The organism is Massilia aurea, assembly GCF_024753205.1.
GTDB classification, from domain to species: Bacteria; Pseudomonadota; Gammaproteobacteria; order Burkholderiales; family Burkholderiaceae_D; genus Telluria; species Telluria aurea.
The window spans coordinates 460309-484876 of the sequence record NZ_JANUGZ010000005.1 but is presented as its reverse complement, the minus strand read 5'-3'; the positions used below and the strand labels follow the sequence as shown (position 1 = coordinate 484876).

The following is a 24568-nucleotide window of genomic DNA, read 5'->3' as shown; positions in this document are numbered from 1 at the left end:
TATGCAAAAAAAATTGTCTGTGTTGGTCGCTACTTGCGCCCTCGTCGGTCTGTCGGCATGCAGTATGCTGCCAAAGGCCAAGGACGAGTCCAAAAACTGGTCGGCGGAGAAATTATACGCTGAGGCGCGCGAAGAGATGGCAGGTGGGCACTACGAAGCCGCAATCCCGTTGTTCAACCGGCTCGAAACCAACTTCCCATTCGGCGTGTACGCAACACAAGCGCAAATGGAAGTGGCGTACGCCCACTACAAGTCGGCTGACCAGGCGCAAGCGCTGGCAGCGGTCGAGCGCTTCATCAAGCTGCACCCGAACCACCCCCAGGTCGACTACATGTACTACCTGCGTGGCCTGATCAATTTCAACGATCAGCTCGGGTTCTTCAGCTTCGTGTACTCGCAGGACCCGACCGAGCGCGATCCGCGTGCAACGCGTGAAGCGTTCGCGGCGTTCAAAGCACTGGTCGACAAGTACCCGAACAGCAAGTACGCGGCCGACGCGACCGAGCGCATGAGCTATCTGATCAATGCGATGGCCCAGTACGAAGTGCACGTGGCGAACTATTACTACCGCCGCGGCTCGTACCTGGCGGCGCTCAATCGTGCCCAGGATGCGGTGACCAACTACACCGACGCCCCGGCGCGTGAAGAAGCACTGTTCATCATGATCCGCTCGTACGACAAGCTCGGCATGCCGCTGCTGCGCGACGATACGCAGCGTGTGTTCGCGCTGAACTATCCGGACAGCTATTTCCTGAATCCGAACGCACGCGGCGATGCGCCGTGGTGGAAGTTCTGGTCCAAGGGTGGCGCCAAGGCAGCGCCGAAGGATGCGGTCCAATAGGGTGGACGGCTGTGCCGTCCACGCGTTCAAACCAACCTCGCGTTGTGGTATGCGAAGGCGGGTTGAACGCGTGGGCGGGAGACCCGCCCACCCTACGATGTTTACCCGATAGCGTCGGCGATGCGGCGCCGAAATACCCACGAGCGCTCGTTTGACGCCGCCGGCTCGAATGCGTAGCCATCCATATCAAAGTCCTTGAGACCCTCGGGATCGGTAATGCCGTTCTCGGTCGCATAGCGCGCCATCATCCCCCTCGCACGCTTGGCATAGAACGAAATGATCTTGTACTGGCCGTTCTTCCAGTCCTGGAACACGGGTTCGATGACGGGTGCGGCCAGCAGCTTGGGCTTGACCGACTTGAAGTACTCGGTCGAGGCCAGGTTCACCAGCGCCGTCGAGCCGTTCTCGGCCAGTTGCTGATTCAGGGCGGCGGTGATCGTCTCGCCCCAGAACGCATACAGGTCCTTGCCGCGCGATGTAGCCAGCCGGGTACCCATTTCCAGGCGATACGGATGCATCTGGTCCAGCGGGCGCAATACGCCATACAGGCCCGACAGGATGCGCACGTGGCGCTGGGCGAACGTCAGCGCCTCGGTGTTCAGCGTGCGCGCATCGAACCCCGTGTACACGTCGCCATTGAACGACATGATCGCCGGCCGCGCTTGTCCATGATCGGCTTCCCAGTGGGCATAGCGGCCGACGTTGAGCATCGACAGCGCGTCGGACAGGTCCATCAGTTCGCTGATCGATGCAGGCGAATGGCCGCGCAGGACCTCGATCAGTTCGCCCGCATGGGCAATGAAGTCAGGCGTGGACTGGTGCGGGGTGGTCAGGGGCGATTCGAGATCGAGGGACTTGGCGGGAGACAGGACAATCAGCATGGCCGTACGAAACTTTTCCATAAATAAACAACCGACATGATAACCGCTCCAGCCCCAACCATCGTCATCGACACCAATGTGCTGCTCGACCTGTTCGTGTTCCACGATCCGCGCTGGGCCGACCTGCTCGCCGCCATCGAGGCGCGCGAGATCGATGCCATCACGCGCGCCGACTGCCGCGCCGAATACCTGGCTGTGCTGCACTACCAGCACCTGCCGCTCGACGACGACAGCCGCCTGGCCGCCGCCGCCCGCTTCGACGCCCTGCTGCGCCTCGTCGACGTCGATTCGAAAGCGATCCGCCTGCCCGTGTGCACCGACCGCGACGATCAGAAATTCATGGAGCTCGCGCGCGACGCCGGCGCGTCGATCCTGATCAGCAAGGACAAGGCGCTGCTCAAGCTGGGACGCAAGACCGCGCAGGCGGGTCTCTTTCGCATCATGCTGCCCGAGGTGTGGGTCGCCATGTGGCGCCAGGCCAGGGCCGAAGGCACGCTAAAATAAGGCTTCACCCCAACTGCTTTCGATCAGGATGCATTCATGAGCCTTCCACCGCTGGTCTCCCGCCTGCCGCACATCGGCACCACCGTGTTCACCCGCATGTCGCAACTGGCCATCGACCATGGCGCCGTCAACCTGGGCCAGGGTTTTCCCGATTTCGCGTGCGACCCGGCGCTGGTCGAGCTGGTGACCGACGCGATGCGCGCCGGCCATAACCAGTATCCGCCGATGACCGGTCTGCCGGCATTGCGCCAGGCGATTGCGGCAAAGATCGAGACCACCTACGGCCATCGCTACGATGCGAACACAGAAATCACCGTCACCGCCGGCGCCAGCCAGGCGATCCAGTCGGCGATCCTGGCCGTCGTGCACCCGGGCGACGAGGTAATCGTCATCGAGCCGGCCTACGATTGCTATGCGCCGGCCATTGCGCTGGCGGGCGGTGTGGTGGTGCCGGTGACGATGCGGCTGGACGCCGATGGCTACCGTGTGGAATGGGCCGACGTGCGGGCCGCCGTCACGCCGCGCACGCGGATGGTCGTTATCAACACACCGCACAACCCGACCGGCACGATCCTGCGCCAGGCCGATCTCGAGGCGCTGGTGGCGATCGTGCAGGACACGCAGATTCTGGTGCTGTCGGACGAAGTATATGAACACATGGTGTTCGACGGCGAGCCGCATGCGTCGGTAGCGCGCCATCCGGCGCTGGCCGAACGTGCATTCGTCGTGTCGAGCTTCGGCAAGACCTTCCACGTCACCGGCTGGAAGATCGGCTACGTGGCCGCGCCGGCCGCATTGATGGTCGAGTTTCGCAAAGTCCACCAGTACAACGTCTTTTGCGTCAACGCGCCGATGCAGCATGCGATTGCCGGCTACCTGCAGGACCCGGCGCCGTGGCGCGATCTGCCGGCGTTCTACCAGGCCAAGCGCGACCTGTTCCGTTCGGGGTTGGCAGAGTCGCGCTTCACGCTGCTGCCATCGGACGGCACCTACTTCCAGTGCGTGCGCTACGACGCGATCTCGGATGTGAGCGAAGCTGAGTTTGCCGAATGGCTGACGCGCGAGATCAAGGTCGCCGCCATTCCCGTCTCGGCGTTCTACAGCCAGCCGAAAGAATCGCACGTGGTGCGTTTCTGCTTCGCGAAAAAAGACGAGACGCTGCAGCTTGCGCTGGAGCGTCTCGTACGGTTGTAAAAGAAACCTAGTGGGCGGCAGGCGTCGCCGCCCCGAGCGCCTTCTGCCCCGGGTCGAGGCGCTTGACCAGTATCTGGTCGATGCGGTGATGGTCGACGTCGAGCACCTCGAAGCGCATGCCTTCGTACTCGACGCTGTCGGTCTGCTTGGGCACCTTGCGCAGCATGAACATCATGAAGCCGGCCGCCGTCTCGTAGCGCTCTTCTTCGGGCAGCGACTGCAGGTCGATCACGCGCTTCATCTCCGCCACCGGCGTGCTGCCGTCGATCAGCCACGAACCATCTTCGCGCTGCATCGTTTGCTGGTCGGCTTCCAGCGGACTGCCCCAGCGCCCCATCACGGTCACCATGATGTCCGACAGCGTGATCACGCCGACGACAAACGCATACTCATTGATCACGACCGCGAAGGTCTCCTTGCTGGAGCGGAAGCGGTCGAGCAGCTCGGACAGCGTCAGGCTGTCGGGAATGATCAGGACCGTGCGGATCGTCGATTCGCTCAGGTGGAAGTGCGACTGGTTGTTCAGCAGGCGCACCAGGATGTCGCGCGTGTCGACATAGCCGACCACGCGGTCGATCACGCCGTCGCAGACGGGGAATTTCGACAGCGAGTGCGCAGCGATCTTCTGGCGCACGCTCTCTTCGGGCTCGGTCAGGTCGAAGAACACGATGTTTTCGCGCGTCGTCATTGTCGACGTCACGGCGCGCGACTCGAGTTCGAACACGTTCTCGATGAAGTGCTGCTCCTGCTTTTGCAGCACGCCGGCCTGTGCACCCGCTTCAACCACGGCCGAGATTTCATCGAACGTGATCCGGTCTTCGCGCGTCATGTTGATGCCAAACAGCTTGAACAAGCCGTTGGCGATCACGTTCAGCGTCCACGAAAACGGCTTGAACAGGCGGATGACGAACAGCACCGGGCGGATTACCGCCATCGCCGTCGTCTCGGGCGAGATCAAGGCCAGGCGCTTGGGCATCAGGTCCGAGAACAGCACGAACAGCGTGGTGACGAACACGAACGACAGCGTGAAAGCGATGTTTTCGCGGCCCGGCCCCGCGTAGAACACCGACAGCCACTCGAGGAAGAACGGGCGCAGAGCCCCTTCGCCCAGGATACCGCCAAGGATCGCAATGGCGTTCAGGCCAAGCTGCGAAGCGGCGAAGAAGTCGGCCGAATGCGCCTGCAGCGCCATGACCTTGCGGGCACGGTCGTCGCCCGCCTCGGCCAGCAATTTGAGTTTAATTTTGCGGGCGCCAGCCAGCGAGATTTCGGTGAGCGACAGGAAGCCCGCCGCAAGCACCAGCACGGCCAGCAAGGCCAAATGTTCGAACAAGTTCATGGGACACCCGGGGTACTGTTATTGGGTCACGCTCGTTGACCGGGGAGCTGCGCAGGGGTACCTGCGCAGGCATGACACTTTACCATGCCCGCCCTCCCCGGCGGCGGCCTCAACGACCGAGTTGACCCAGTCGGCGCTCGACGAAGGCCTGCAGTTCGGGCGACAGCGTCCCGCTGGCCTGCGCCTGCGTGAAGGCAGCGCGGCTTTCGGCGTCGCGCTTGTCGGCCTGCAGCGCGATGCCCAGGCCCATCCACCACACGCCATTGCCGGGCGAGCGCTTGAGCGCGGCCTGATAATGGTCAGCCGCTTCATGCACACGACCTTCACGCTGCAGCACGCCGGCCAGGAATGCGTGGTACTCGCCGTTGCCCGCCGCATAGGGTAGCGTGCGCATCAAGGTATCGATGGCCGGCCCGCCCCGTTCGAGCTGCAGGCGTGCCAGCAGCATCGCCAGCGCCGGCTGGCGCGCATCGATCGCGAGCGCGGCCTGCAACTGGCGCATCGCATCGTCCGGACGGCCCGCTTCGATCAGCAGGCCCACCAGCGTCTGGCGCGCTGCTTCGTGGCGCGGATCGATCTGCAGACCTGCCTGCAGCGTGGCGATCGCCTCGGTCACACGGCCGTCTTCCAGCACGCCGAGTGCACGCCGGTAGGCGTTTTCGGCCCGTTGCGATGGCGTGTCGGTGCGGCCGGCTGCTGGCGCAGCCGGTGTGTTCTTCGCCACCGAAACCGTGCGTGGTGTGGGCTTGGCGGTTGGTGCCGGAGCGACCGGCCTGACACGCTTGGGCGCCGGTGCTGGTGCTGGTGCTGGCTCCGGTGTTGGCTCCGGTGTTGGCTCCGGCGCTGGCTCTGGCTCCGGTGCTGGCTCCGGCTCCGGTGCCGGCGCTGGAACGGCTGGCGCCACAGCGACCACCTGCACCGGCGCTGCTGCCGGAATGTCCACCACCACCGCCGTGCGTGCGGCGACTGGCGCAGCCGCCAGCACGGCAGGCGCCGGTGTCGGCGTGGGCGCCGTCTGCATCGTCTTCCAACCAACCGCACCAGCGCCGACCGCCAGCAGCGCGCCACCGACCAGCGCCGCGCGCAGCACCGGCCCACGCCGCTCGGGTGCAACTACGGGCCGCACGTCAGCCGGCAGCGGCGCCGCGCCGGGCTGACCTGCGCGCGCGTCGAGGTCCTTGAGCATCTTGTTGATCAGGCTCATGGCGCCACCACCCAGGCAAACACGCCAAGGGCGCCCATGACGATTGCGCCGCCCGTCAGCCACTGGCGGATCGCGCGCCCAACGCCCACCGTGTCACGCGCGGCGATGGCGACATGGCCACCCGCGACCTGCTGTTTGCCCTGGCCATAACTGAGCATCATCGCCTTGTGCGCCATGATGTTGACCAGGCGCGGCACGCCGCCACTGGCCTTGTAGAGGCTGCGGATCGCGGCGCTGGAAAACAGCCGCGCGCCGGTGAAGCCGGCCACGCGCAGCCGGTGTGCCACATAAAAATCGATGTCGTCGCGGTTCAATGGTCCCAGGTGGTAGTGGAACGTGATGCGCTGGGCCAGCTGGCGGATCGAGTCCAGTTGGAGCTTGCGATTGAGTTCGGGCTGCCCGAACAGGACGATCTGCAGCAGCTTGCGCTTCTCCGTTTCCAGGTTCGTCAGCAGCCGCAGTGCTTCCAGGCTGTCGACAGGAATGGCCTGCGCTTCGTCCAGGCACAGCACGACACGCAGGTCCTGCGCGGCCAGTTGCAGCAGGCGCAGGTTGATCGCCTTGAGCAGCTGATGCTGGTCGACATCGCGTTCGAGCACGATCTCCAGTTCGTCGGCCAGCGCCAGCATCAAGGTGCGCGGTTCGAGGTACGGGTTCGGAATGTAGGCCGTGACGAATCCTTCGCCGAGCGTCGCCATGAACTTGCGGCACAAGAGCGTTTTGCCGGTGCCGACTTCACCCGTGATCTTGATGAAGCCTTCGCCGCCGCGCGCCGCGACCAGCAGCGTGTTGAGGGCTTCCTGCGAGCGCGGGCTGCCGAAGAAAAAGCTGGTGTCCGGCGTGATCCCGAACGGCAGCTCGCGCAGGCCAAAATGCGCCGCGTACATCAGTCGCGCCCTCGCATACGGGGATCGAGCTGCTCGATGCGGCGGCTCGCGTCCATCATGTCTTCGCTCCAGTCACTGGCGCCTTCGACGATGGTCGGCTTGATCAGCACGACCAGCTCGCGCTTCTGGTTGGTCCGGTTCTTGTTACGAAACAGGTTGCCCAGGAGCGGGATCTTGTCGGCGCCCGGCAGCTGGTCGGTGTCGCCGGTAGATGCCTGGCGCATCAGGCCGCCGATGGCCACCACTTGCCCGTTGCGGCCGCGCACGATGCTGTCGAGTTCCGACGTGCTCGATGCCGCCAGCGGCAGGCGCAGCGTGCCGCCCGAGCCCAGATCGACATCCTTGTTGACGGTGGTGACCTGGCTGACCGACGGGTGCACGTGCAGCAGGATGTTCCCGTTGGCGTCGATCTGCGGCGTCACGTCGAGCACGACGCCGGAGAAGAACGGCTGCACCGTCACGCTCGGGCTGACGATGCTGCCGTTGTCGCCCGTCGTGATGTTATTGGTCACACCGGTGACAAAGAATTCATCGGTGCCGATCTTGAGCACGGCCTTCTGGTTGTTGACCGCCGCGATGCGGGGGCTCGACAGCACGTGCACGCTGCCCTGCGATTCGAGGAACGTGATCAGCGCTGCGAAGTTATTCGTCTGGAACGCAAAGCCGAACAGCGAGCCGGCCGCCGTCGCGGCATTCGACAGCGAGAAGCCGGTGCTGGCCGCGAGGCCCTGGCCGCTGTTGATGACAGGCGGCTGACCGCCCGTGTAAGGCAGCGGCGCCAGGTTGGCGCCGGGCGAGATCAGGCCGCCCGAAACGCGGTTGGGGTGCGAGCCGCGGAACGAGGCGAATGAGGCCCAGTTGATGCCGCTCTGGAAGCTGTCGTTCAGCTCCACCTCGAGGATCTTGGCTTCGAGGATGACCTGGCGGTCGACCGACAGCTGGGTGGCCTTCAGGTAAGCGTCGACATTGCGCAATTCGTCCGGCATCGCGCGGATCACGAGCACGCCCGATTGCGGGCTGACGACGACGCTGCGGCCGCCTTCAGTCGAGCCGACGATGGCGGCAATCGACAGCTTCAGATCGCCCCAGAAGTCGTTGTCCGAGCGCGTGCGAACGTCGGTGCTGTTGGTCTGGGTCTGGCCGTTGCTGTTGTTGCCGTTGTTGCCGTTGTTGTTACCGTTCTGGCCGCCGTTGTTCTGGCCGCCGTTGTTGCCGCCACCGTTGTTATTGTTATTGTTGTTGCCGTTGCCGGCGTCCGCCACCGACGTCGATGACACGCGCAGATTCGACGTGCCGCTGCGCTGCGCTGTCAGGTAGTTCACATGGAACATGCGCGTCTGCATCGTCAGCGGGCGGATCGCGATGCGGGCGCCGTCGATCTTGTAGTCGTAGCCATACATGTCGCGCACCGCTTCCAGCGTTTCGACCAGCGTCACGTCTTTCAGGTTGGCGCTGATATTGCCCGTCACGTCCGGGTGCACCAGTATGTTGTAGCGGGTGCCGGCCACGATCGAGCGGAAGAACTGCTGCGCCGGGACGTTGTTGAAGGCGACGTTGAAGCGCTCTTCCAGTGCGGGCCTGGCCTTGGGCAGCTGGCTGGCCAGCGTTGCCGCCGGCGGCAGCAGCGCATTGGCCACCGCGTCGTCCACCGCAGGGCGGGCGCCCTGCTGGGTGCTGGCTTTCGTCAGCTCTTTCGTGATCGCGTCATAGGTGGCGTTCTGTGGCGCGCTCTGGCAGCCGCCAAGGAGCACGGTGACGGCAAGCGCCACGGCCAGAGCGCGCGGCGCCATTACAAACTTGGGTGTCATGGTGGGTACGTACTTCATTGGTTAGCGGGCAACCGGCGTCATGCCGGACAGCGGTGCATCCATGCGCAGCACCTGGCGCGCGTTGCCGCGCATGAGGATGACCTCGCCAGGCTTGATACTCGTGATCCGTGCGCCTTTGTAAAGCTCTCCCAGACGCAGCGTTTCGCCGTCGATCACGGCCACGTGACGCCCGCCCGCATGCGGCGCGATCAGCACCGATTGCAGGCGCGGGACGCTGGCCTGTACGGCCGGATCGAGCGCGATCCGGTCCATGCCGGCCGGTGGGCGGGTCGGGTCCTGCAACGGCTGCGCGACGGCAGGCAGCTGGCACAGCGCGAGGCAGGCCAGCACGGTCTTGGTCAGGTTCTTCACAGCTTCATCCATTGTCGGTCCAGGCTGAGCGTATGCAGCGTGAGCGTCAGGCGCGCGGTCGGATAGGTTTCGACGTCGAGCTGGGCGCGGCCCCAGAACATCCGCGTCGGCATCGCGTCGAGTGTGCTCATGTAGTCGACCATGTCGAGGTAGTTGCCGCGCACCGTGACTTCGACGCCGTGCCGGTACAGCAGGGGCACATCGCCCCCCGCTGCAGGCGAAGGTGTTGCCGGCGCTGCCGGTGCTGACGGTGCTGCCAGCGGTTCGGCCGGCAACGTGCGCATCGAGACCAGCTTGAGGCGGCCGTTGGCGCGCAGGATGCCTTCGACCAGTGGCCCCATGCGCTCGGGCGGCACCAGGCCATGTTCGAGCGCCAGCAGCTCGCTGCCCAGCTGCCCCATCTCCTGCTGCATTGTGTTCAGGCGCGTGCGGGACTGGGCGTCGGGGTCGATCCGGGAACCCTCCACGCGCGCCGTGATTTCGGCATCGATGGCGGTGCTCGCGGCCTGCTGTTGCTCGATTTGCGTGCGCAGGGCTGCCTGTTTCGCGTCCTGCGGCGTCAGCACAAAGGTGTGCCCGGCAAACGCCAGCACCGCGATGGTGGCGCCGAACACCATGCCGCGTTCACGCAGCGACAGGGCGTCCATGCGCGCCGCCACATCGAGCACGCGCTGCTTGATCGAGGCGCTCATGGCTGCGGCTCCGTGGCAACCGACTGCAGGCTGAATTCGACATACGGCGCGGCGCGGGTCGGTGCCTGGCCATCCGCGCCGGGCACGGCTGCCGGCACTGGCAGCGGCGCCGCTTCGCCGATCTGCAGGCTGGCGAACGACTTACCCTGCATCAGGGGCTCGCTCGTCAGGCGATTCAGGTAGCCAGGCACCATGGCCGGGTCCATCGCGCGGCCGCGGATGCCGATCTGCGCGCCGCCCGCACCGACCGTCACCCCGGTCAGCCACAACCCCGGCATGCTCTGGCGCGCGAGCGCCTTGAAGTAGCCACCGAAGCCGTTCGTGTCACCCAGTTCGCCCCGTGACAACGCACCCGATACGTGGCGCATGGCGGCCAGCTTGCGGTCGGCGTCAAGGAGCTGGTCCGCCATCGTCGCGTCTTTCGCGCGCGGCACGAATTCGGTGTTGACCGAGGCCAGGCGTGCTTGCCGCTTGTCGAGCTGAACCGCACCAGCATCCGCCTGCTGCTGCAGCTCGGCCGTGCGCATGCTCCCCAGCAGTGCCAGGCCGGCGATGCCGACGACGATCACGCCGGCGGCCAGCGCCAGCTGCGCTGCCGACAGCACGTGCTTTTGCGGCTGGAACGCCGGATTGAACAGATTGATCTGCTGGCTCATGCGCCCTCCCCGTCCCGCAGCGCGGCGCCGATGGCCAGGAAAAAGCGCTGCTGCTGGGCCAGGTCGGCCAGCTCGGGCGTGCGCGACAGGTCGAACAAAGCGGCCAGGTTCAGCGTTTCAACCGGCGTGTACAGATTGCTGGACAGGTATTCGTCGAGCCCCGTCACGGCCGAGGGGCCGAGAATGAGCTTGGCGACGCTGATGAACGAATACTGGCGCTCGAAATGGTCGAGCGAGCGTTGCAGTTCGAGCGTAATCTTGTCGAAGCTCGCATGTTTGCGGTCGTGGTCCGGTTCGAGCAATTGCGCCAGCGTGACATCGAAGCGGCGCGACAGGTACAGCTCGCCGCGGTAGGACACCGTCAGCAGTCCGCCATCGTCGCCAAACGACAGCATGGCGATGCCGCGGCCTTCCGGCTCGAGCATGGCCGACACATTGCGCTGGGCCATTTCAGGGATATCGATCGCCGTCAGTTCGACCTTGGCATCCAGGAACAGTTTCTGGCGCGGCGCGATGATGCTGTTTTTCGCCGCGACGACGAACACCGATTGCTGGGCGCGCGAGTTGGCGTCTAGCGCAATGTCGAGCACGTCGATGGTCGCTTCAGCGGCCGGAAAGTCGAGAATGTCCTTCAGGCGCCAGCGCACGGCCGTTTTCACTTCGTCGGGCGGGACGTTCGGGGCTTCGACGTTGAGGATCTGGTAGTCGCCGCCGGTGAGCAGCGTGGTGCAGTGACGCACACCCGCCTGACCTTCGCGGCCTGCTTTTTCGATGGTTTCGACACCAGAATTACCCGGAAAGAATTGCGCGAAATGCACGAGTGGCTTGGCCTCGGGCGCACGCTTGACGCTCGTGATGGCCACACCGTCGCGCCCGATGGCAACAGCGAGCCAGCCATCTTTTTTCTTCGCTCTTTTAAACAGACGCATGCAAGCAGCCAGTGTTGATCGCAGAGTAAGTCGATACCGACAGAAGTCTTGATTATAGACAAGAGTGATTGGGGGCAATTACAAAAAGACGTAGGACACGTGAAGTAATCGTCGGCGTGTGGCTACCTAGCCACCGATTTCGCCCCCTCGGCGTTCCTCGCTTGGTGTCATTCCAAGCTAACGAGTACACCACCATAAAAAAAGCGCTGCCTTAGCAGCGCTTTTCTGATCAGATCACGACGATTATTCGCACTTCGTGCTGACCACCTGAATGACCGGTGCCGGGACAGCGGCGGTCGCTTCGGTGTAGCGCACGTTACAGGTGGTATCCAGGGCTGGCGGCATGTTCAGTGGCGTGAACGTCACGGTTTGACCATTGATTGCCGACTTGTAGTCCTTGTCGCTCAGGCCGGCTGCCGCGCCGATCGTGGCCACGCTTGGGTAGCCGTTGACCATCTTGATGGTCTCGCCTTCAACAACGATATCGGTCGTGTTGGTAATCAGAAACTTGCCACGCAACATCGACGACGCGGCGCTCAAGGCACCGCGGGCGCCCTGCAGCGACGCTGCACGGGCATCGCCGCTCAGGCTGGCGAATTTCGGCAGCGCCGTTGCTGCAAGAATGCCCAGGATCACGATCACGACGATCAGTTCGATCAGGGTGAAACCGCCTTGCGCGCCTTTGTTGAAACCTTTGTTCATCGCTACTCTCCGTATGATTGAAAGGATGAAAATCCTTTCGACTGTATGATTGAGGACCGGTGCACCAAGGCACGCAGCAGACCGATCCCTCTGGTATCTTTGCCCTCATCCAGGCCTGACGGCGGAGAGCGCACAAAGAATTCTACATTGGCCTAGGGAAATTTCGATATACAGGAAGAACTTTCCACAAAGTATTTTGCGCTAGCGCGGATTTTCTGCTCGGCAACCCCTGATTTGGTGCCATTACGCAACACTCGTCTGTGACCCGTGTTATTTCGGATGCAATGCCGCCTGTCCCAGATCCCAGATCGGCAGGAAAATACCCAGCGCCAGGATCAGCACCATGATGCCCAGGAAGGTGATCAGGATCGGCTCGATCTGGCTCGAGAGCGTCTTGAGTTCGTAATCGACTTCGCGCTCGTACATCAGGGCGATCTCGTCCATCAGGTCATCGATCGAACCGGTTTCCTCGCCCACTGCGATCATCTGCAGCACGATCGGTGTGAACACGTTCGCGGCGGTCGATGTGCGCAGGATGCTCTCCCCGCGTTCGACGCCGTCGCGCATCTGGTCGACGCGCGAACTGAGATAGGCGTTGTCCGCCGTCTGCGATACGACCGTCAGCGCTTGCACGATCGGTACGCCACTGCGCAGCGACAACGCAAAGCTGCGCGCAAACCGCGCCATCGTCCCTTTATGGATAATCTTGCCGGCAACTGGCAGGCGCAGCTTGACGCGGTCCCAGACCAGCCGGCCATTCAACGTGCGGGTCCAGGCCTTGAAGCCAATGATGGACGCAACGGTCACACCGGCCAGTGCCGGCCACCAGGCGATGGTGAACTGCGAAGTCGTCAGCAGCACACGCGTCATCAGCGGTAATTCGGCGCCAAACGACTGGAACACCGATGCAAACTTGGGGATCACGAAAATATTCACGACGACCATCGCCAGCACCATGGCGATGACAACGAAGGTCGGATAGCGCAGCGCCGTCTTGACGCGCTCGCGCATATCGCGATCGAACTCGAGGTGGTCGAACAGGCGTAGGAACACTTCTTCCAGGCGCCCGGTCATTTCACCGACCTTGACCATCGACAGGTAGAACGGCGTGAACACGAGCGGGTGGCGGCCCATTGCGATGGACAGCTCGCGCCCGGCGTCGAGCGACTCGCGCAGGTCCTTGATGATGCGCGCGAATGCCGGGCTGATGGCCGACTCCTGCAGCCCGGCCAGCCCGCGCATGATCGGCACGCCTGATTTCAGCAGCGTGTAAATCTGGCGGCTGAACAGTTGCACGTCCATCGACGTGACCTTTTTCTCGAACAGGCGCTCGCGCCAGCCGAGGCTGCTGCCAGCGCCGCCGCTGGTCGCGCGCCGCTTGGTCACGCTGATCTCGAGCGGCGTCACGCCGCTGCCGAACAGTTGGTCCGCGACCGCGCCGCTGTCGACGCCTTCAAGCACGCCCTGCAGCAACTCGCCGCGTCCGTCGCGGCCTTTATAGGCAAAAAATGGCATCGTTTATCGGCTCTCGCCTTAATCGTCGAACTGGTTACTGACCCGCATCGCCTCGGAGATCGTGGAGCGCCCCTGCACGGCCAGGCTCACCGCATGGCGGCGCAGCGTGTCGCCGCGCATCTCGGCCTGGGCGACTTTCAGAAAGTGCCCCGGATCGGGATGGTTGACGGCCTCGGTCACGGCGCGCGTCATTTCCAGCAGTTCGTAGACGCCGGTGCGGCCCCGGTAGCCGGTACCGTTGCAATGCGAGCAGCCCTTGCCGTGGAAGAAGCGCGTGCTCGCGGCCAGCTCCTTCAGTTCGGAGCGCAGCCACTCGACTTCGTTTGCGGCCGGCTGGTAGTCGACCGTGCAGCTCTCGCAGATCACGCGCACCAGGCGCTGGGCCAGCACGGCCTGCAGCGAGCCGCCGACCATGTAGCGCGGCACGCCCATGTCCATCAGGCGCAGCGGCGTGCTGGCCGCATCGTTCGTGTGCAGCGTCGACAGAACCAGGTGACCAGTCATTGCGGCGCGCAGGCCGATCTGCGCCGTTTCCTGGTCACGCATCTCGCCCACCAGCACGATGTCCGGGTCTTGCCGCAGTGCCGAGCGCAGCACGCGCGCAAAGGTCAGTTCGATCTTGTCGTTGACCTGCACCTGGTTGATGCCCGAGAGGCGATACTCGACCGGGTCCTCGACCGTGATCAGCTTCTTCTCGACCGAATTGAGTTCGGCCAGCGCGCTGTAGAGTGTCGTCGTCTTGCCGCTACCGGTCGGCCCGGTGACCAGCACCAGCCCGTTCGGGCGCGCGACAATCGCGCGGAAGCGCTCGACCAGGCGCGCCGGCATGCCGATGGCGTCCAGGCGCAGATTGGTGCCGCCCTGGTTCAAGAGACGCATGACGACCGATTCGCCGTACTGCGTCGGCATGGTCGAGATACGCACGTCGATACGCTGGTTGCGCACCTTGACGGCAAAGCGGCCATCCTGCGGCAGGCGCTTTTCGGAGATGTCCAGGTCGGCCATCAGCTTGAGGCGCAGCGCCAGCGGCGTGGCCACCTTCAGGTCGGCCTCGGTCTGCAGGTGCAGCACACCGTCGATGCGAAAACGGATCTGCAGGCGCCCGTCCTGCGGTTCGATGTGGATGTCGGATGCACGCACCTGGGCCGCATCGTCGAACACCGATTGCAGCAGCTTGACGATCGGGGCCTCTTCGAGTCCCGGGTTGGCCGCCAGCGCGCCGAAGTCGATGGACACGTCGCCCAGGTCGGCCTCGACTTCGCGCGCCAGGCCCGTGATCTCGCCGGTGCGGCGGTAGATGCGGTCGATCGCGCCCAGCACCTCGGTCTCGTTGACCACGGCCAGTTCGACGCCCTTCTTGATCAGCCGCGCGATTTCATCGTAGGCGAACAAGTCGGTAGGGTCGGACACGCCCACCAGCATGGCGTCGCCACGATCTTCCAGCACCAGAGCGCGAAAGCGGCGTGCAGCGGTCTCGGGCAACAGCCGCACCAGATCGGCGTTGATGTTGTAGAACTTGAGGTTGATATACGGGATATCGAGCTGGCGCGCCAGTGCGCCGGAAATCTGATCCTCGGTGACGAAACCGCTCTCGACAAAAACGCGCCCGAGTTTGCGACCAGTGCGCTTCTGGTCAGCAAGGGCCTGCTGCAGCTGTTCTTCACTCAACAGCTTTTGCTGCATCAATACTTCGCCGAGACGCACTTTCTCTGGCCGTGCCATACCGTTCCTTGGTCTAATTCTTGCAGCGTAGATTCTATGCCAGAAAGAATAAAAATTGACTCAAGGAATTAAAATGTGTCGGCTTTTGGCGTCAGTCCTGCTACCTGGCAGTAGCGAAACGACATCAAACACGGCATTCGCAGCATTCCAGAGTGACAAATCCGCGCTCGGCCAGGATTGCGGGCGGGTCAGCTCCCGCGATCATGTGTTCTGTACAGTTATCGACATCATCCACAGAACATGTTGACTACGCCAACAAAAAAGGCTGCATCCGAAGATGCAGCCTCGATCAGGCAGCGCGATACTGCCGCGCTTCAGGTACGACGCTTACTTGGCATTGGCACTGGCATTGGCGGTGACAGCGCCGCCTGCTGGTGCGACGACCATGTACGGCATCACGCGCGACGCCATCCGCGTGTCCGTCTTGAGCATGCCCACCTCATCGGCGAGGATGTTGGCCGTCTCTTGCAGCATGACGTCCTTGGCATCCTTGGCCGCTTTTTCAGCTGCCAGCTCGGACTGCAGATTGCGCTCGTCGGCCTGCAGACCGTCATCCTGACGCGGCGTACCGCGCACGGCGACGACCGATTTCTTGGCCTTGGTCGGGTCCGGCGCTTCGGCGCGCTTTTCCTTACTGCCCGGACCGCTGGCAGGTTCGTCCGGCGTTGCCGACGTGCCACCCAGGCGGGCTTCACGCAGCTTCGAGCGGGCATCCTGCGTATCGCGCTCCTTGCGGCGCACGGCCTCGTTCAGCGAAATCACGTTTTCCTTGCGCAGCTTGAGCACCTCGGCGATATCCTCTTGCAGGAACTGGAAGTCCTTGTCCTTGGCAATGCGCGCTTCATGCCGTTGCTGCAGCGGCGCCACCAGTTCCTTCAGGTCGCCCGCCGGCATGTAGGTAGCAGGCTTGATTGCCACCCATGGCAGCGCATTGTCGTACGACGATTCGCCAAAGCTGTCGAGGTCGGTCATGACCGGCAGCTTGATGTCCGGCGTCACGCCGCGCAGCTGCGTGGTGCCACCATTGATGCGGAAGAACTGGGCGATCGTCATCTTGAGCTCGCCGTAGCGGGCTTTTTCACCCGGTGCGAAGCGGTCGAGGTCGATCAGTGTCTGGACCGTGCCCTTGCCGAAGCTTGGCTCGCCGATGATGATGCCGCGGCCGTAATCCTGGATCGCCGCCGCAAAAATCTCGGACGCCGAGGCCGAACCGCGGTTGATCAGCACGCCCATTGGGCCATCCCACGCCAGGCCGGCCTTGACATCGCTTTCGACTTCGACGCGGCCTTCGGCCGTGCGCTGCATGACAACCGGGCCCTTGTCGATGAACAGGCCCGTCAGTTCGACAGCCTCGGTCAGCGAACCGCCGCCGTTGTTGCGCAAGTCGATCAGGACATTGTCGACCTTGTCTTTCTTGAGCTCGACCAGGATGCGCTCGACGTCGCGCGTGGCGCTGCGGAAGTCTTTTTCACCCTTGCGGCGGCCTTCGAAGTCTTGATAGAAGGTTGGCAGCGCAATGACGCCGATGCGGCGCTCGACGCCGTTTTCCTTGACCTTGATGATCGACTTCTTGGCGGCCTGCTCTTCCATGCTGATCTTGTTGCGCACCATCGACACGCTCACGTGCTTGGCGTCGATGCCGCCGTCGCCCGGAATCACGTCCAGGCGCACCGTGGTGCCCTTTTCGCCGCGCACCAGCGCGACGACGTCGTCCAGGCGCCAGCCGAGCACGTCGGTGAACGGTGCATTGCCCTGCGCGACGCCGACGATGCGGTCACCCACCTTGAGCTTGCCGGATTTTTCAGCAGGACTACCAGGAACGACTTCGCGGATGATCGTGTAGTCGTCGCGCGACTGCAGTACGCAGCCGATGCCTTCGAGCGACAGGCGCATCGCGATATCGAAGTTGTCGGCCGAGCGCGGACCCAGATAGTTGGTGTGCGGCTCGATAGCGGTGGCATACGCGTTCATGAACATCTGGAACACGTCTTCGTTGTTCAGCTTGCCAATGCGGTTGACGTAGTTCTCGTAGCGCTTGTCGAGCGTTTCGCGGATCGATTTATCGTCCTTGCCGGCGAGCTTCAGGCGCAGCCAGTCGTTCTTGACGCGCTTGCGCCACAGATCGTGAATTTCATCGTCGCTCTTGGCCCACGATGCTTTTTCGCGGTCCAGTTGCATCGTTTCTTCGGTCGAGAAGTCGAAGTTGCCCTTGAGCAGACTACGAGCGTACGCCATGCGTTCGCCGAAGCGCTTCTGGTACATGTTGTAGATCGAAAACGGTGCGCTCAGGTCTTCATTGTTGATGGCGTCGTCCATCTTCGTGCGCAGGGCGCCGAAGCTGTCGAGGTCAGCCTGCACGAAGTACAGTTTTTCGCTGTCGAGGCCTTCGAAGTATTTATCGAAGATCTTCGCTGACATCGCGTCGTCGAGCGGGACCGGGCTGTAGTGGTAGCGGCCCAGCACGCGCGAGGCCCACAGCGCGGCCTGGGTCTGGGCGGCGATCGGCTTCATGTCGGCGGGAATGGCCGGGGTGGCGGATTTGCCGGCGGGCTTGGCAGCAGACTTCGCCGAATCGGCGGCCTTGGCCGGAGCCGGTGGCGTTGCGACGGCAGCGGATTTCTCGGGCTGCGCGGTCACCACATGGGCGGACATGGCAAACGCCATGGCGGCGAGGAGCACGTGCTTCTTCATTCTGCGATTCTCCGAACGGGATTCCTGTTGCGGTTGCGGCATGGCGCAAGGCAAACCTGCCATACCGCGCTTTTCGGTTCATTCTACAGGTAGATGACCGTGTTAGCGCCGGCCTGACCCGCTTGCGGCAACGCAAACGCTGACAATTAAGGTTGCCGTAAGCCTGCTCACATCCCTGTATTTACCCTTTGACAAGCCTCAATAGCGCGTCGCCGTAATACCAGAGCGCGGCGAGCAGGATCAGCAGCGGCGCCCATGGCCACGAGCGGGCGGCCAGCTTCCAGTCGACCGGCGACGGCCAGAACGACAGGAACTGCGGCGCGAGAAACACCATCAGCGCGAGGTCGACCGGCTCGAAGGCCAGTCCATGACGCGTGCGCCACCAGGCCACGCCCAGCGGCACGAACAGCACCAGGAGCGGCGCCAGCGCGGCTGGCGCCGCGTTGTACCAGCGCAGATTGGCAAACGTGACCGAGCCCAGTTCCCAGTTGTGCCCGCCCGCCTTGCTGCCCTTCGCGCGCTTGATGCGGCGCGGCAGCACACTCATCCCGACCGGTTCGGCATTGGTGAGCAGCCCCACCGAGAAATGCGCCAGCTCGTGGCACAGCGTACCGGCAGCGGTGAACACGAAAAAGACGGGGTGCGCGGCCGAGGCAATCCACAGCAGGAACGCCAGCGCCGCCGACGGAATCAGGTAAATCAGGATGTCGAGCGACGCGGCGGCCATGGCGCAGGCGGCGGCGGGGAGCCAGGCGCTGCAGCCGGCGAGCATCGCGTCAGCGTTCGTAGAAGCAGCGCCCGCACGCCTGGCGGTAGCTTTCGTTGCCGCCGATACTGACCTGCTCGCCTTCGCGGATACGGCGCCCCTGCTCGTCGACGCGAATATTCATCGTCGCCTTCTTGCCGCAGGTGCAGATGTTCTTGATTTCCTCGATATCGTCGGCCAGCGCCAGCAGATAGGCCGAGCCGGGGAATGGCTCGCCGCGAAAGTCGCTGCGCAGGCCATAGCAGATGACGGGCACGCCGCGCAGCTGGGCCAGCTGGTGCAGCTGGCTGACCTGGGCCGCCGTCAAGAATTGCGACTCGTCCACCAGCAGGCAGGCGACGTTCTCGACCTGGTCGAGAAAGTTGGTATCCGCATGAAAGACTTCAGCGGGCCGCTGCGCGCCCAGGCGCGACGTGATCACGCCAACGCCATAGCGGTTGTCGATTGCTGCCGTGTAGAGCTTGACCTGCTGGCCCTGCTCTTCGTAGTTGTGCGCGACCTGCAACAGGGCCGTCGATTTGCCGGCGTTCATCGCCGAGTACCTGAAATAAAGTTTGGCCACTGCCCTGTCCTGCCTGTCTATCCGATGCGACGAAGGCTGCGATTATAGCGTGCCGGCAACCTGGATCGCCAGCCCATCGCAGCACGATCACAGCCCGATTGTCACTTGCCCGGATGGTATTTGCGCTCGAGATTGCGCTCGATATCGTCCTTGTAGAACAGCACGTCCTTGAACTCGCCGCGCGCATACATGGCGGCCTGATCGTTGAAGTGCGGCGAGCGGGGATCGCTGCTCTGGCCACCAGCGAGAATACTCTTGGCGCGCACCTTCGGGCCGAACTCCACGGCAGCGACAAAGCTGTTGCCGCGGTCGCCATAAATGCGCTTCGTCGTTTGCTTGGCCGTCATGCCGAACGATGCCAGCGAACCCCAGTTGGCCGATGTGAACGGCACCGGAATGCTGGGCTTGCTGTCGTCGTATTGCTGGTCGACCGCGCCCGAGAGACGTTGGAAGCGGTTGATCTCGCCCCATGGCGTGCGCCAGTCACCGAAGTCGGCCATCAGTTTGTCCGACGCGCGCAGCAAGCCGTCGAGGCGGTCCGCCGGGGTCAAGCGCTGGGCGATGTAGTCGACCGGCGGGATCGTCTCGCCTTTTGCGCGCGCGCCGTGCTGGGCCACCAGGTCCTGGCCCCAGTAGACGGCCAGCGACGTGGGGACCGAGTCGATGGCGTAGCGCATGTTCCAGCTGCGCAGCGCGTCGATCTGTTCGGCCAGCGCCGCCTTGCGCGGGTCTTCCGGCGGCAAGGCGTCGTAGTCGGCAACCACGGCCGGCACGAGCGGCTCGAACGCCTGCAGGCGCGTGTCGTACGAGGCCGCGATCAGGCCGTCGATGTCGAGGCCCTTGGCCTCCTTGAAGACGCGCGCGGCATTGCGGCCACGCGCATTCTCGGGCAGCGACCACATATAGGCCGGGTAGTTCGCGCACTTGGGACTGCTCACGCCGGCCGCCGTGCAGGGCCAGTTGTTGGTATTGAAGATGTAGCCGCTGGCCGGGTTGAACAGCGTAATGGTCTCGTCGATCTCGTGCAGGCGCTGCCATTCGTTGGCGGGATTGCTGCCGTCCACCGGGCGGGTCCAGTCCACGCGCGGGTCGCGTTTCGGGATGAAGTTGCCGTGGAAGTAAGCGATATTGCCCTTCGCATCGGCGTACACGGTGTTGTTGGACGAATTGGTGCGCAGCTCCATGGCCTTGTAGAACGCGCTGTAGTCACGCGCCTTGGTGCGGGTGTACGACTGGGTCAAGGCGTTCAGCGGGTCGTCCATCAGCTTGACCGACACCCACTTGCCGCCCTCGGCGCGCACGACGGGGCCGTGGTGCGTGAAGTAGGCAGTGACGCTGCGGCTGGCCATCGTTCCATCGGGCATCTTGTACGGCAGCGCGATCGCGACCTTGCGCATCGGCGCCTCATGCTTGCCGTATTTATAGAAGTACTCGCCGTTGCGGTCGACGACGGTTTCCAGGTATTCGTCGATGACATCGCCGCCACCGGACGTGTGCATCCAGCCCAGCTTGTCGTTGAAGCCCTGGTAGATGAAGAACTGGCCCCAGGTCACGGCGCCATAGGCATTCAGGCCCTCTTCGCTGACCATGTGCACTTCGGGGCGGAAGTAGAACGACGTGTGCGGGTTGATCATCAGCAGCGCGTGGCCATTGGCGCTCAGTTTGGGGGCGATGGCAAAGCCGTTCGAGCCACGCGGTTCCGGGGCGAAGCCGCGCGAATCCAGGCGCTGCGCGTTCAGTTGCGCCACTGCAGGGCGCTTGCCATAGAACGCGGCCAGGTCGGCCAGCTCGATCGATTCGATGTCGCCGCCGATGCTGCCTTCGCTGAACGTGAGCGCCATCCACGGCTCGAAGTGGGTCAGCAGCTTCGGCTTGACCTCGGGGTGCGTGTACAGGTAATAGTTCAGGCCATCGGCAAACGCCTTCATCAGGTTCTGCAGCCAGGCGGGACTCGCGGCATATTGCGCCTGCATGGCGGCCGGCTGGACGTACAGCTTCATGCGCAGGTCGCGCCAGATCTCGGCCTCACCCTCGACTTCAGCCAGGCGCCCCATCGCATTGATGTAATTGAGTTCGATGCGATTGAAATCGTCCTCGGCCTGCGCGTACAGCGTGCCGAACACGGTGTCGGCATCGGTGCGGCCGAACACGTGCGGAATGCCCCACTTGTCGCGCATGATCGTCACGCGCTCGGCCGTTGCCTTCCAGCGCGCGACCGTGGCCGCGCTCGGCGCAGCTTGCGCGCTGGTGGCCGCGATCGGTGTCTTCTTGGGCGCAACAGCGAGCGATGGCGCGGCGGCGCCGATCAGGAGCAAGCCGAGCAATGCCGGCGTGAACGAACGTGACGTGGGCATGGGGGCTGGCTCCTTGAGGACGTGGCGAGGTTCAGTCGGCGCCGAGACCGGCGTTGACGAGGCGTTGCTTGAGGCGTTCGTTTTCGGTCAGCAGCGTGGCCAGGCGGTCTTTCATCGCTGCGCGTTCGCTGCGCAATGTGGCCAGCTCGTCGGCCGGATCGACCACTTCTTTCTCTTTGCGCGGGCGGGCCGCGCTTTTCTGTTCACGCACCTGGCGCGCAGCCTGCTGCAATTCCTTGCGACCGCCGGCCACGGCGGCCAGCTGCGCCGACTCGGGCAACTGCGCCACATTGGCGGCGGCATTGATCGAGATGGTGCCGGTACGCACGGCTTCGCGCAGCTCGGGCGTCGCCGCTTTCTGGATGCGTTCGATCTGGCTGATCGTATTGCTCGACACGCGCGCCGCACGCGCGACGTCTTCGCGCGTATTCCATGGCGGCGAGGCGGGGTCCAGCGCCGCGTCGGCATCGCCTGCCTCATCGGCAGGACGCTCGGCCACGCGGGCCGAGACGATTTCTTTTTTCTTTAACGCCAGCACGCCGCGCTGGAAGTCCGACACGCTGCGGCGCGCCAAGTGGTTATCGATCATCCACAGCATGACGTCCTCGATCGACTCGAAGGTGTTGTTGTGGACGGTGCGGAACGGAATGCCGTGCTTCTGGCACAGCTCATAGCGATTGTGGCCGTCGATCAGCGTATCGCGCCAGAGTACCAGTGCGTCGCGGCAACCTTCGGCGAGCAGGCTGCGCTCGAGCGCGGCTTGTTCGATCGGGCTGAGCGGATCGACGAAAGAGCGCAATTCGTCGTTGATCGTGATATTCAATTCGGGTCCTTGCATGTCGTGCTGGGGAGTGTCGTGGTGCGGCGGCCGCATCGAGGTGCCGAATGGCATGCTACACCATCCGGACGAGGCCGCTGACCTGCGCTTGCCATAACGGAACGTATGGACAGTCGCATATCGGAGTGAGTGCATCGGCGCTGTCGCGCCATGATTGGCGTGGAGCGCCAGAATAATTCGTGGTGCGGGCAGCCGGAATCGAACCGGCACGCCTCACGGCGGCAGATTTTAAGTCTGATGCGTCTACCAATTTCGCCATGCCCGCGCCGCCCGGATTGTACTACGTGGAGCAACCCGGGTGTTAGTGGCTGAGCTGCGCTGCCAGATATAAACACGTACTCTCAACATGGCTATTACACCAAAGTGCTTCAGGTTTCAAGGGAGCGCGGCCTTAACGCGAGCTGACATAAAATCAACGCATTATCTTGTCATTTCTTTTCGCCTGGGCGGCGCCATCGTATCGACGCCAACATCACGGTGAACAACGTACTGTATAGAAGGAACTTCCAAACATGGAACAATTCAGGGAAATCAAGCTGTCCCGGCGCGATGTATTGATCGCCGGCGCAGTATCGGCTTCGGCCGTGGCAATGCCGGGCGCAAACGCGCAGACGGCCGCCAACGCCCCGGCCGCCAACCCGGAGCCGGTCAAGGTCGGCGTCTCCTTCAACGTCAACGGCAAGGACGTCACGCTCGAACTCGACACGCGCACGACGCTGCTCGACGCGCTGCGTGAGCACCTGCACCTGACCGGCTCGAAAAAAGGCTGCGACCAGGGCCAGTGCGGCGCCTGCACCATCATCATGGATGGCCGCCGCATCAACTCGTGCCTGTCGCTGGCGATCATGCACGACGGCGCCAAGATCACGACGATCGAAGGCCTCGGCACGCCGGACAAGCTGCATCCGATGCAGGCAGCCTTCGTCAAGCACGACGGCTACCAGTGCGGGTACTGTACCCCGGGCCAGATCTGTGCCAGCGTGTCGGTGATCGAAGAAATTCGCGCCGGCATGCCGAGCCACGTCACGGCCGACCTCAACGCCAAGCCACAGATGACCGTGGAAGAAATCCGTGAGCGCATGAGCGGCAACATCTGCCGATGTGGCGCCTACTCCAACATCATCGACGCCATCAAGGAAGTCGGAGGGGTCAAAGCATGAAGGTCTTTACTTACCAACGCGCTACCACGCCTGCACAGGCAGCGCAAACCGTCGCCCGCACGCCAGGCTCACGTTTCATCGCCGGCGGGACCAACCTGCTCGACCTGATGAAGCTCGAGATCGAAACCCCGGGCGCCCTGGTCGACGTCAATAAACTGGGCTTCGACAAGATCGAGCCAACCGCCAACGGCGGCCTGCGCATCGGCGCCTTCGTGCGCAACACCGATCTGGCATCCGACCCGCGCGTGCGCAAGGACTACGCCGTGCTGTCGCGCGCCCTGCTGTCGGGCGCCTCGACCCAGTTGCGCAACAAGGCAACGACGTCGGGTAACCTGCTGCAGCGTACCCGCTGTTCGTACTTCTACGACACCGCGCAAAAGTGCAACAAGCGCGAGCCGGGCAGCGGTTGCGCCGCCATCGGCGGCTTCACCCGCAACCTGGCCGTGGTCGGCACGAGCGATGCCTGCATCGCCACGCACCCGAGCGACATGGCCGTGGCCATGCGCCTGCTGGACGCCGAAGTCGAGACCGTGCGCGCCGATGGCAGCAAGCGCACGATCCCGATCGCCGATTTCCATCGCCTGCCGGGCAACACCCCGCACATCGAAACGGTGCTCGAACCGGGTGAACTGATCACCTACGTGACCCTGCCAAAACCGCTGGGCGGCGTGCACGCGTACAAGAAAGTGCGTGACCGCGCATCGTATGCGTTCGCGCTGGTGTCGGTTGCCACCGTGATCCTGCCGGACGGCACCGGCCGCGTGGCCGTTGGCGGCGTGGCCCACAAGCCATGGCGCGTCGAAGCCGCCGAGCAGCAGATGGGCGCGGGCGCCAAGGCCGTGGCCGATCGCCTGATGGCCGGCGCGAAGACCACCGAAGAGAATGCCTTCAAGGTTCCTTTGGTACACCGTATTTTGGCCGCAGCAATGCAAGACGCAAAGAAAGCCTAAG

General features: G+C 63.7%; 22 protein-coding genes and 1 tRNA gene. 5 read left to right on the top strand and 18 right to left on the bottom strand.

Annotated features, from left to right (window positions below):
- Window position 1 precedes the first annotated feature (1 nt).
- Window positions 2-841 carry an outer membrane protein assembly factor BamD gene (locus NX775_RS21530; protein ID WP_258837823.1) on the top strand — a complete coding sequence of 280 codons (840 nt, stop codon included), beginning with the start codon at window positions 2-4 and terminating at the stop codon, window positions 839-841.
- Between the two features lie 101 nt (window positions 842-942).
- On the opposite strand, the gene yaaA is transcribed toward NX775_RS21530, so the two are convergent.
- A complete protein-coding gene (gene yaaA, locus NX775_RS21525; RefSeq protein ID WP_258837822.1) occupies window positions 943-1722 on the bottom strand; it encodes a peroxide stress protein YaaA in 780 nt (259 codons plus the stop codon).
- A gap of 36 nt (window positions 1723-1758) precedes the next feature.
- On the opposite strand from yaaA, the gene NX775_RS21520 reads away from it, so the two are divergent.
- Both NX775_RS21520 and NX775_RS21515 read left to right on the top strand, forming a co-directional pair.
- Window positions 1759-2226 carry a putative toxin-antitoxin system toxin component, PIN family gene (locus tag NX775_RS21520; protein WP_258837821.1) on the top strand — a complete coding sequence of 156 codons (468 nt, stop codon included), beginning with the start codon at window positions 1759-1761 and terminating at the stop codon, window positions 2224-2226.
- Between the two features lie 36 nt (window positions 2227-2262).
- Window positions 2263-3420 carry a pyridoxal phosphate-dependent aminotransferase gene (locus NX775_RS21515; RefSeq protein ID WP_258837820.1) on the top strand — a complete coding sequence of 386 codons (1158 nt, stop codon included), beginning with the start codon at window positions 2263-2265 and terminating at the stop codon, window positions 3418-3420.
- Between the two features lie 7 nt (window positions 3421-3427).
- Here NX775_RS21515 and paeA read toward each other — a convergent pair whose 3' ends face one another.
- From paeA to NX775_RS21430, 17 genes are all read right to left on the bottom strand, one after another.
- Window positions 3428-4759 carry a polyamine export protein PaeA gene (gene paeA, locus NX775_RS21510; RefSeq protein WP_258837819.1) on the bottom strand — a complete coding sequence of 444 codons (1332 nt, stop codon included), beginning with the start codon at window positions 4757-4759 and terminating at the stop codon, window positions 3428-3430.
- 109 nt (window positions 4760-4868) lie between these two features.
- Window positions 4869-5963, bottom strand: a complete 1095-nt coding sequence (locus tag NX775_RS21505; protein ID WP_258837818.1) for a tetratricopeptide repeat protein — start codon at window positions 5961-5963, stop codon at window positions 4869-4871.
- Window positions 5960-6850 (bottom strand): ExeA family protein, encoded by an 891-nt coding sequence (locus tag NX775_RS21500; protein ID WP_183551746.1) that lies wholly within the window; start codon window positions 6848-6850, stop codon window positions 5960-5962. The genes NX775_RS21505 and NX775_RS21500 overlap by 4 nt, the downstream gene beginning before the upstream one ends.
- Window positions 6850-8658, bottom strand: coding sequence for a pilus (MSHA type) biogenesis protein MshL (gene mshL, locus NX775_RS21495; protein ID WP_258837817.1), 1809 nt, complete (start codon window positions 8656-8658; stop codon window positions 6850-6852). Before mshL ends, NX775_RS21500 begins: the two co-directional genes overlap by 1 nt.
- Window positions 8659-8679: 21 nt before the next feature.
- The gene (locus tag NX775_RS21490; RefSeq protein WP_258837816.1) at window positions 8680-9042 is read right to left on the bottom strand and encodes a hypothetical protein; all 363 of its coding nucleotides are present in this window, start codon (window positions 9040-9042) and stop codon (window positions 8680-8682) included.
- Entirely contained in the window at window positions 9027-9722 is a 696-nt protein-coding gene (locus NX775_RS21485) for a hypothetical protein (RefSeq protein WP_258837815.1), read from the bottom strand. Before NX775_RS21485 ends, NX775_RS21490 begins: the two co-directional genes overlap by 16 nt.
- Window positions 9719-10378, bottom strand: a complete 660-nt coding sequence (locus NX775_RS21480) for a hypothetical protein (protein WP_258837814.1) — start codon at window positions 10376-10378, stop codon at window positions 9719-9721. The genes NX775_RS21485 and NX775_RS21480 overlap by 4 nt, the downstream gene beginning before the upstream one ends.
- On the bottom strand, window positions 10375-11307 hold the full coding sequence (locus NX775_RS21475; RefSeq protein WP_258837813.1) for a type IV pilus biogenesis protein PilM: 933 nt from the start codon (window positions 11305-11307) through the stop codon (window positions 10375-10377). The genes NX775_RS21480 and NX775_RS21475 overlap by 4 nt, the downstream gene beginning before the upstream one ends.
- A 243-nt stretch (window positions 11308-11550) precedes the next feature.
- A complete protein-coding gene (locus NX775_RS24110; RefSeq protein ID WP_307732361.1) occupies window positions 11551-12009 on the bottom strand; it encodes a prepilin-type N-terminal cleavage/methylation domain-containing protein in 459 nt (152 codons plus the stop codon).
- A gap of 270 nt (window positions 12010-12279) precedes the next feature.
- Window positions 12280-13524: a type II secretion system F family protein gene (locus tag NX775_RS21465; RefSeq protein WP_258837812.1), complete on the bottom strand. Its 1245-nt coding sequence runs from the start codon at window positions 13522-13524 to the stop codon at window positions 12280-12282.
- An 18-nt stretch (window positions 13525-13542) separates the two neighbouring features.
- Window positions 13543-15246 (bottom strand): GspE/PulE family protein, encoded by a 1704-nt coding sequence (locus NX775_RS21460; RefSeq protein WP_258837811.1) that lies wholly within the window; start codon window positions 15244-15246, stop codon window positions 13543-13545.
- A 327-nt stretch (window positions 15247-15573) separates the two neighbouring features.
- On the bottom strand, window positions 15574-17937 hold the full coding sequence (locus NX775_RS21455; RefSeq protein WP_258837810.1) for a carboxy terminal-processing peptidase: 2364 nt from the start codon (window positions 17935-17937) through the stop codon (window positions 15574-15576).
- A gap of 181 nt (window positions 17938-18118) precedes the next feature.
- Window positions 18119-18709 carry a hypothetical protein gene (locus NX775_RS21450; protein WP_258837809.1) on the bottom strand — a complete coding sequence of 197 codons (591 nt, stop codon included), beginning with the start codon at window positions 18707-18709 and terminating at the stop codon, window positions 18119-18121.
- 4 nt (window positions 18710-18713) lie between these two features.
- Window positions 18714-19265, bottom strand: coding sequence for a thymidine kinase (locus NX775_RS21445; RefSeq protein WP_258837808.1), 552 nt, complete (start codon window positions 19263-19265; stop codon window positions 18714-18716).
- Window positions 19266-19366: 101 nt separating this feature from the next.
- Window positions 19367-21619 carry a penicillin acylase family protein gene (locus NX775_RS21440; RefSeq protein WP_258837807.1) on the bottom strand — a complete coding sequence of 751 codons (2253 nt, stop codon included), beginning with the start codon at window positions 21617-21619 and terminating at the stop codon, window positions 19367-19369.
- Between the two features lie 31 nt (window positions 21620-21650).
- On the bottom strand, window positions 21651-22442 hold the full coding sequence (locus NX775_RS21435; RefSeq protein ID WP_258837864.1) for a ParB N-terminal domain-containing protein: 792 nt from the start codon (window positions 22440-22442) through the stop codon (window positions 21651-21653).
- A 195-nt stretch (window positions 22443-22637) separates the two neighbouring features.
- Window positions 22638-22722 (bottom strand) — tRNA-Leu (locus tag NX775_RS21430).
- Between the two features lie 247 nt (window positions 22723-22969).
- Between NX775_RS21430 and paoA the strand changes: the two genes are divergently transcribed.
- Together paoA and NX775_RS21420 are read left to right on the top strand one after the other, a co-directional pair.
- A complete protein-coding gene (paoA, locus tag NX775_RS21425; protein ID WP_183551712.1) occupies window positions 22970-23617 on the top strand; it encodes an aldehyde dehydrogenase iron-sulfur subunit PaoA in 648 nt (215 codons plus the stop codon).
- Entirely contained in the window at window positions 23614-24567 is a 954-nt protein-coding gene (locus tag NX775_RS21420; protein WP_258837806.1) for an FAD binding domain-containing protein, read from the top strand. Before paoA ends, NX775_RS21420 begins: the two co-directional genes overlap by 4 nt.
- Window position 24568: the final 1 nt, after the last annotated feature.

Coding starts and splice junctions, on each gene's coding strand:
- NX775_RS21530 (WP_258837823.1), top strand. CDS start 2: ATGCAAAAAAAATTGTCTGTGTTGGTCGCTACTTGCGCCCTCGTCGGT.
- yaaA (WP_258837822.1), bottom strand. CDS start 1,722: ATGCTGATTGTCCTGTCTCCCGCCAAGTCCCTCGATCTCGAATCGCCC.
- NX775_RS21520 (WP_258837821.1), top strand. CDS start 1,759: ATGATAACCGCTCCAGCCCCAACCATCGTCATCGACACCAATGTGCTG.
- NX775_RS21515 (WP_258837820.1), top strand. CDS start 2,263: ATGAGCCTTCCACCGCTGGTCTCCCGCCTGCCGCACATCGGCACCACC.
- paeA (WP_258837819.1), bottom strand. CDS start 4,759: ATGAACTTGTTCGAACATTTGGCCTTGCTGGCCGTGCTGGTGCTTGCG.
- NX775_RS21505 (WP_258837818.1), bottom strand. CDS start 5,963: ATGAGCCTGATCAACAAGATGCTCAAGGACCTCGACGCGCGCGCAGGT.
- NX775_RS21500 (WP_183551746.1), bottom strand. CDS start 6,850: ATGTACGCGGCGCATTTTGGCCTGCGCGAGCTGCCGTTCGGGATCACG.
- mshL (WP_258837817.1), bottom strand. CDS start 8,658: ATGACACCCAAGTTTGTAATGGCGCCGCGCGCTCTGGCCGTGGCGCTT.
- NX775_RS21490 (WP_258837816.1), bottom strand. CDS start 9,042: ATGGATGAAGCTGTGAAGAACCTGACCAAGACCGTGCTGGCCTGCCTC.
- NX775_RS21485 (WP_258837815.1), bottom strand. CDS start 9,722: ATGAGCGCCTCGATCAAGCAGCGCGTGCTCGATGTGGCGGCGCGCATG.
- NX775_RS21480 (WP_258837814.1), bottom strand. CDS start 10,378: ATGAGCCAGCAGATCAATCTGTTCAATCCGGCGTTCCAGCCGCAAAAG.
- NX775_RS21475 (WP_258837813.1), bottom strand. CDS start 11,307: ATGCGTCTGTTTAAAAGAGCGAAGAAAAAAGATGGCTGGCTCGCTGTT.
- NX775_RS24110 (WP_307732361.1), bottom strand. CDS start 12,009: ATGAACAAAGGTTTCAACAAAGGCGCGCAAGGCGGTTTCACCCTGATC.
- NX775_RS21465 (WP_258837812.1), bottom strand. CDS start 13,524: ATGCCATTTTTTGCCTATAAAGGCCGCGACGGACGCGGCGAGTTGCTG.
- NX775_RS21460 (WP_258837811.1), bottom strand. CDS start 15,246: ATGGCACGGCCAGAGAAAGTGCGTCTCGGCGAAGTATTGATGCAGCAA.
- NX775_RS21455 (WP_258837810.1), bottom strand. CDS start 17,937: ATGAAGAAGCACGTGCTCCTCGCCGCCATGGCGTTTGCCATGTCCGCC.
- NX775_RS21450 (WP_258837809.1), bottom strand. CDS start 18,709: ATGCTCGCCGGCTGCAGCGCCTGGCTCCCCGCCGCCGCCTGCGCCATG.
- NX775_RS21440 (WP_258837807.1), bottom strand. CDS start 21,619: ATGCCCACGTCACGTTCGTTCACGCCGGCATTGCTCGGCTTGCTCCTG.
- paoA (WP_183551712.1), top strand. CDS start 22,970: ATGGAACAATTCAGGGAAATCAAGCTGTCCCGGCGCGATGTATTGATC.
- NX775_RS21420 (WP_258837806.1), top strand. CDS start 23,614: ATGAAGGTCTTTACTTACCAACGCGCTACCACGCCTGCACAGGCAGCG.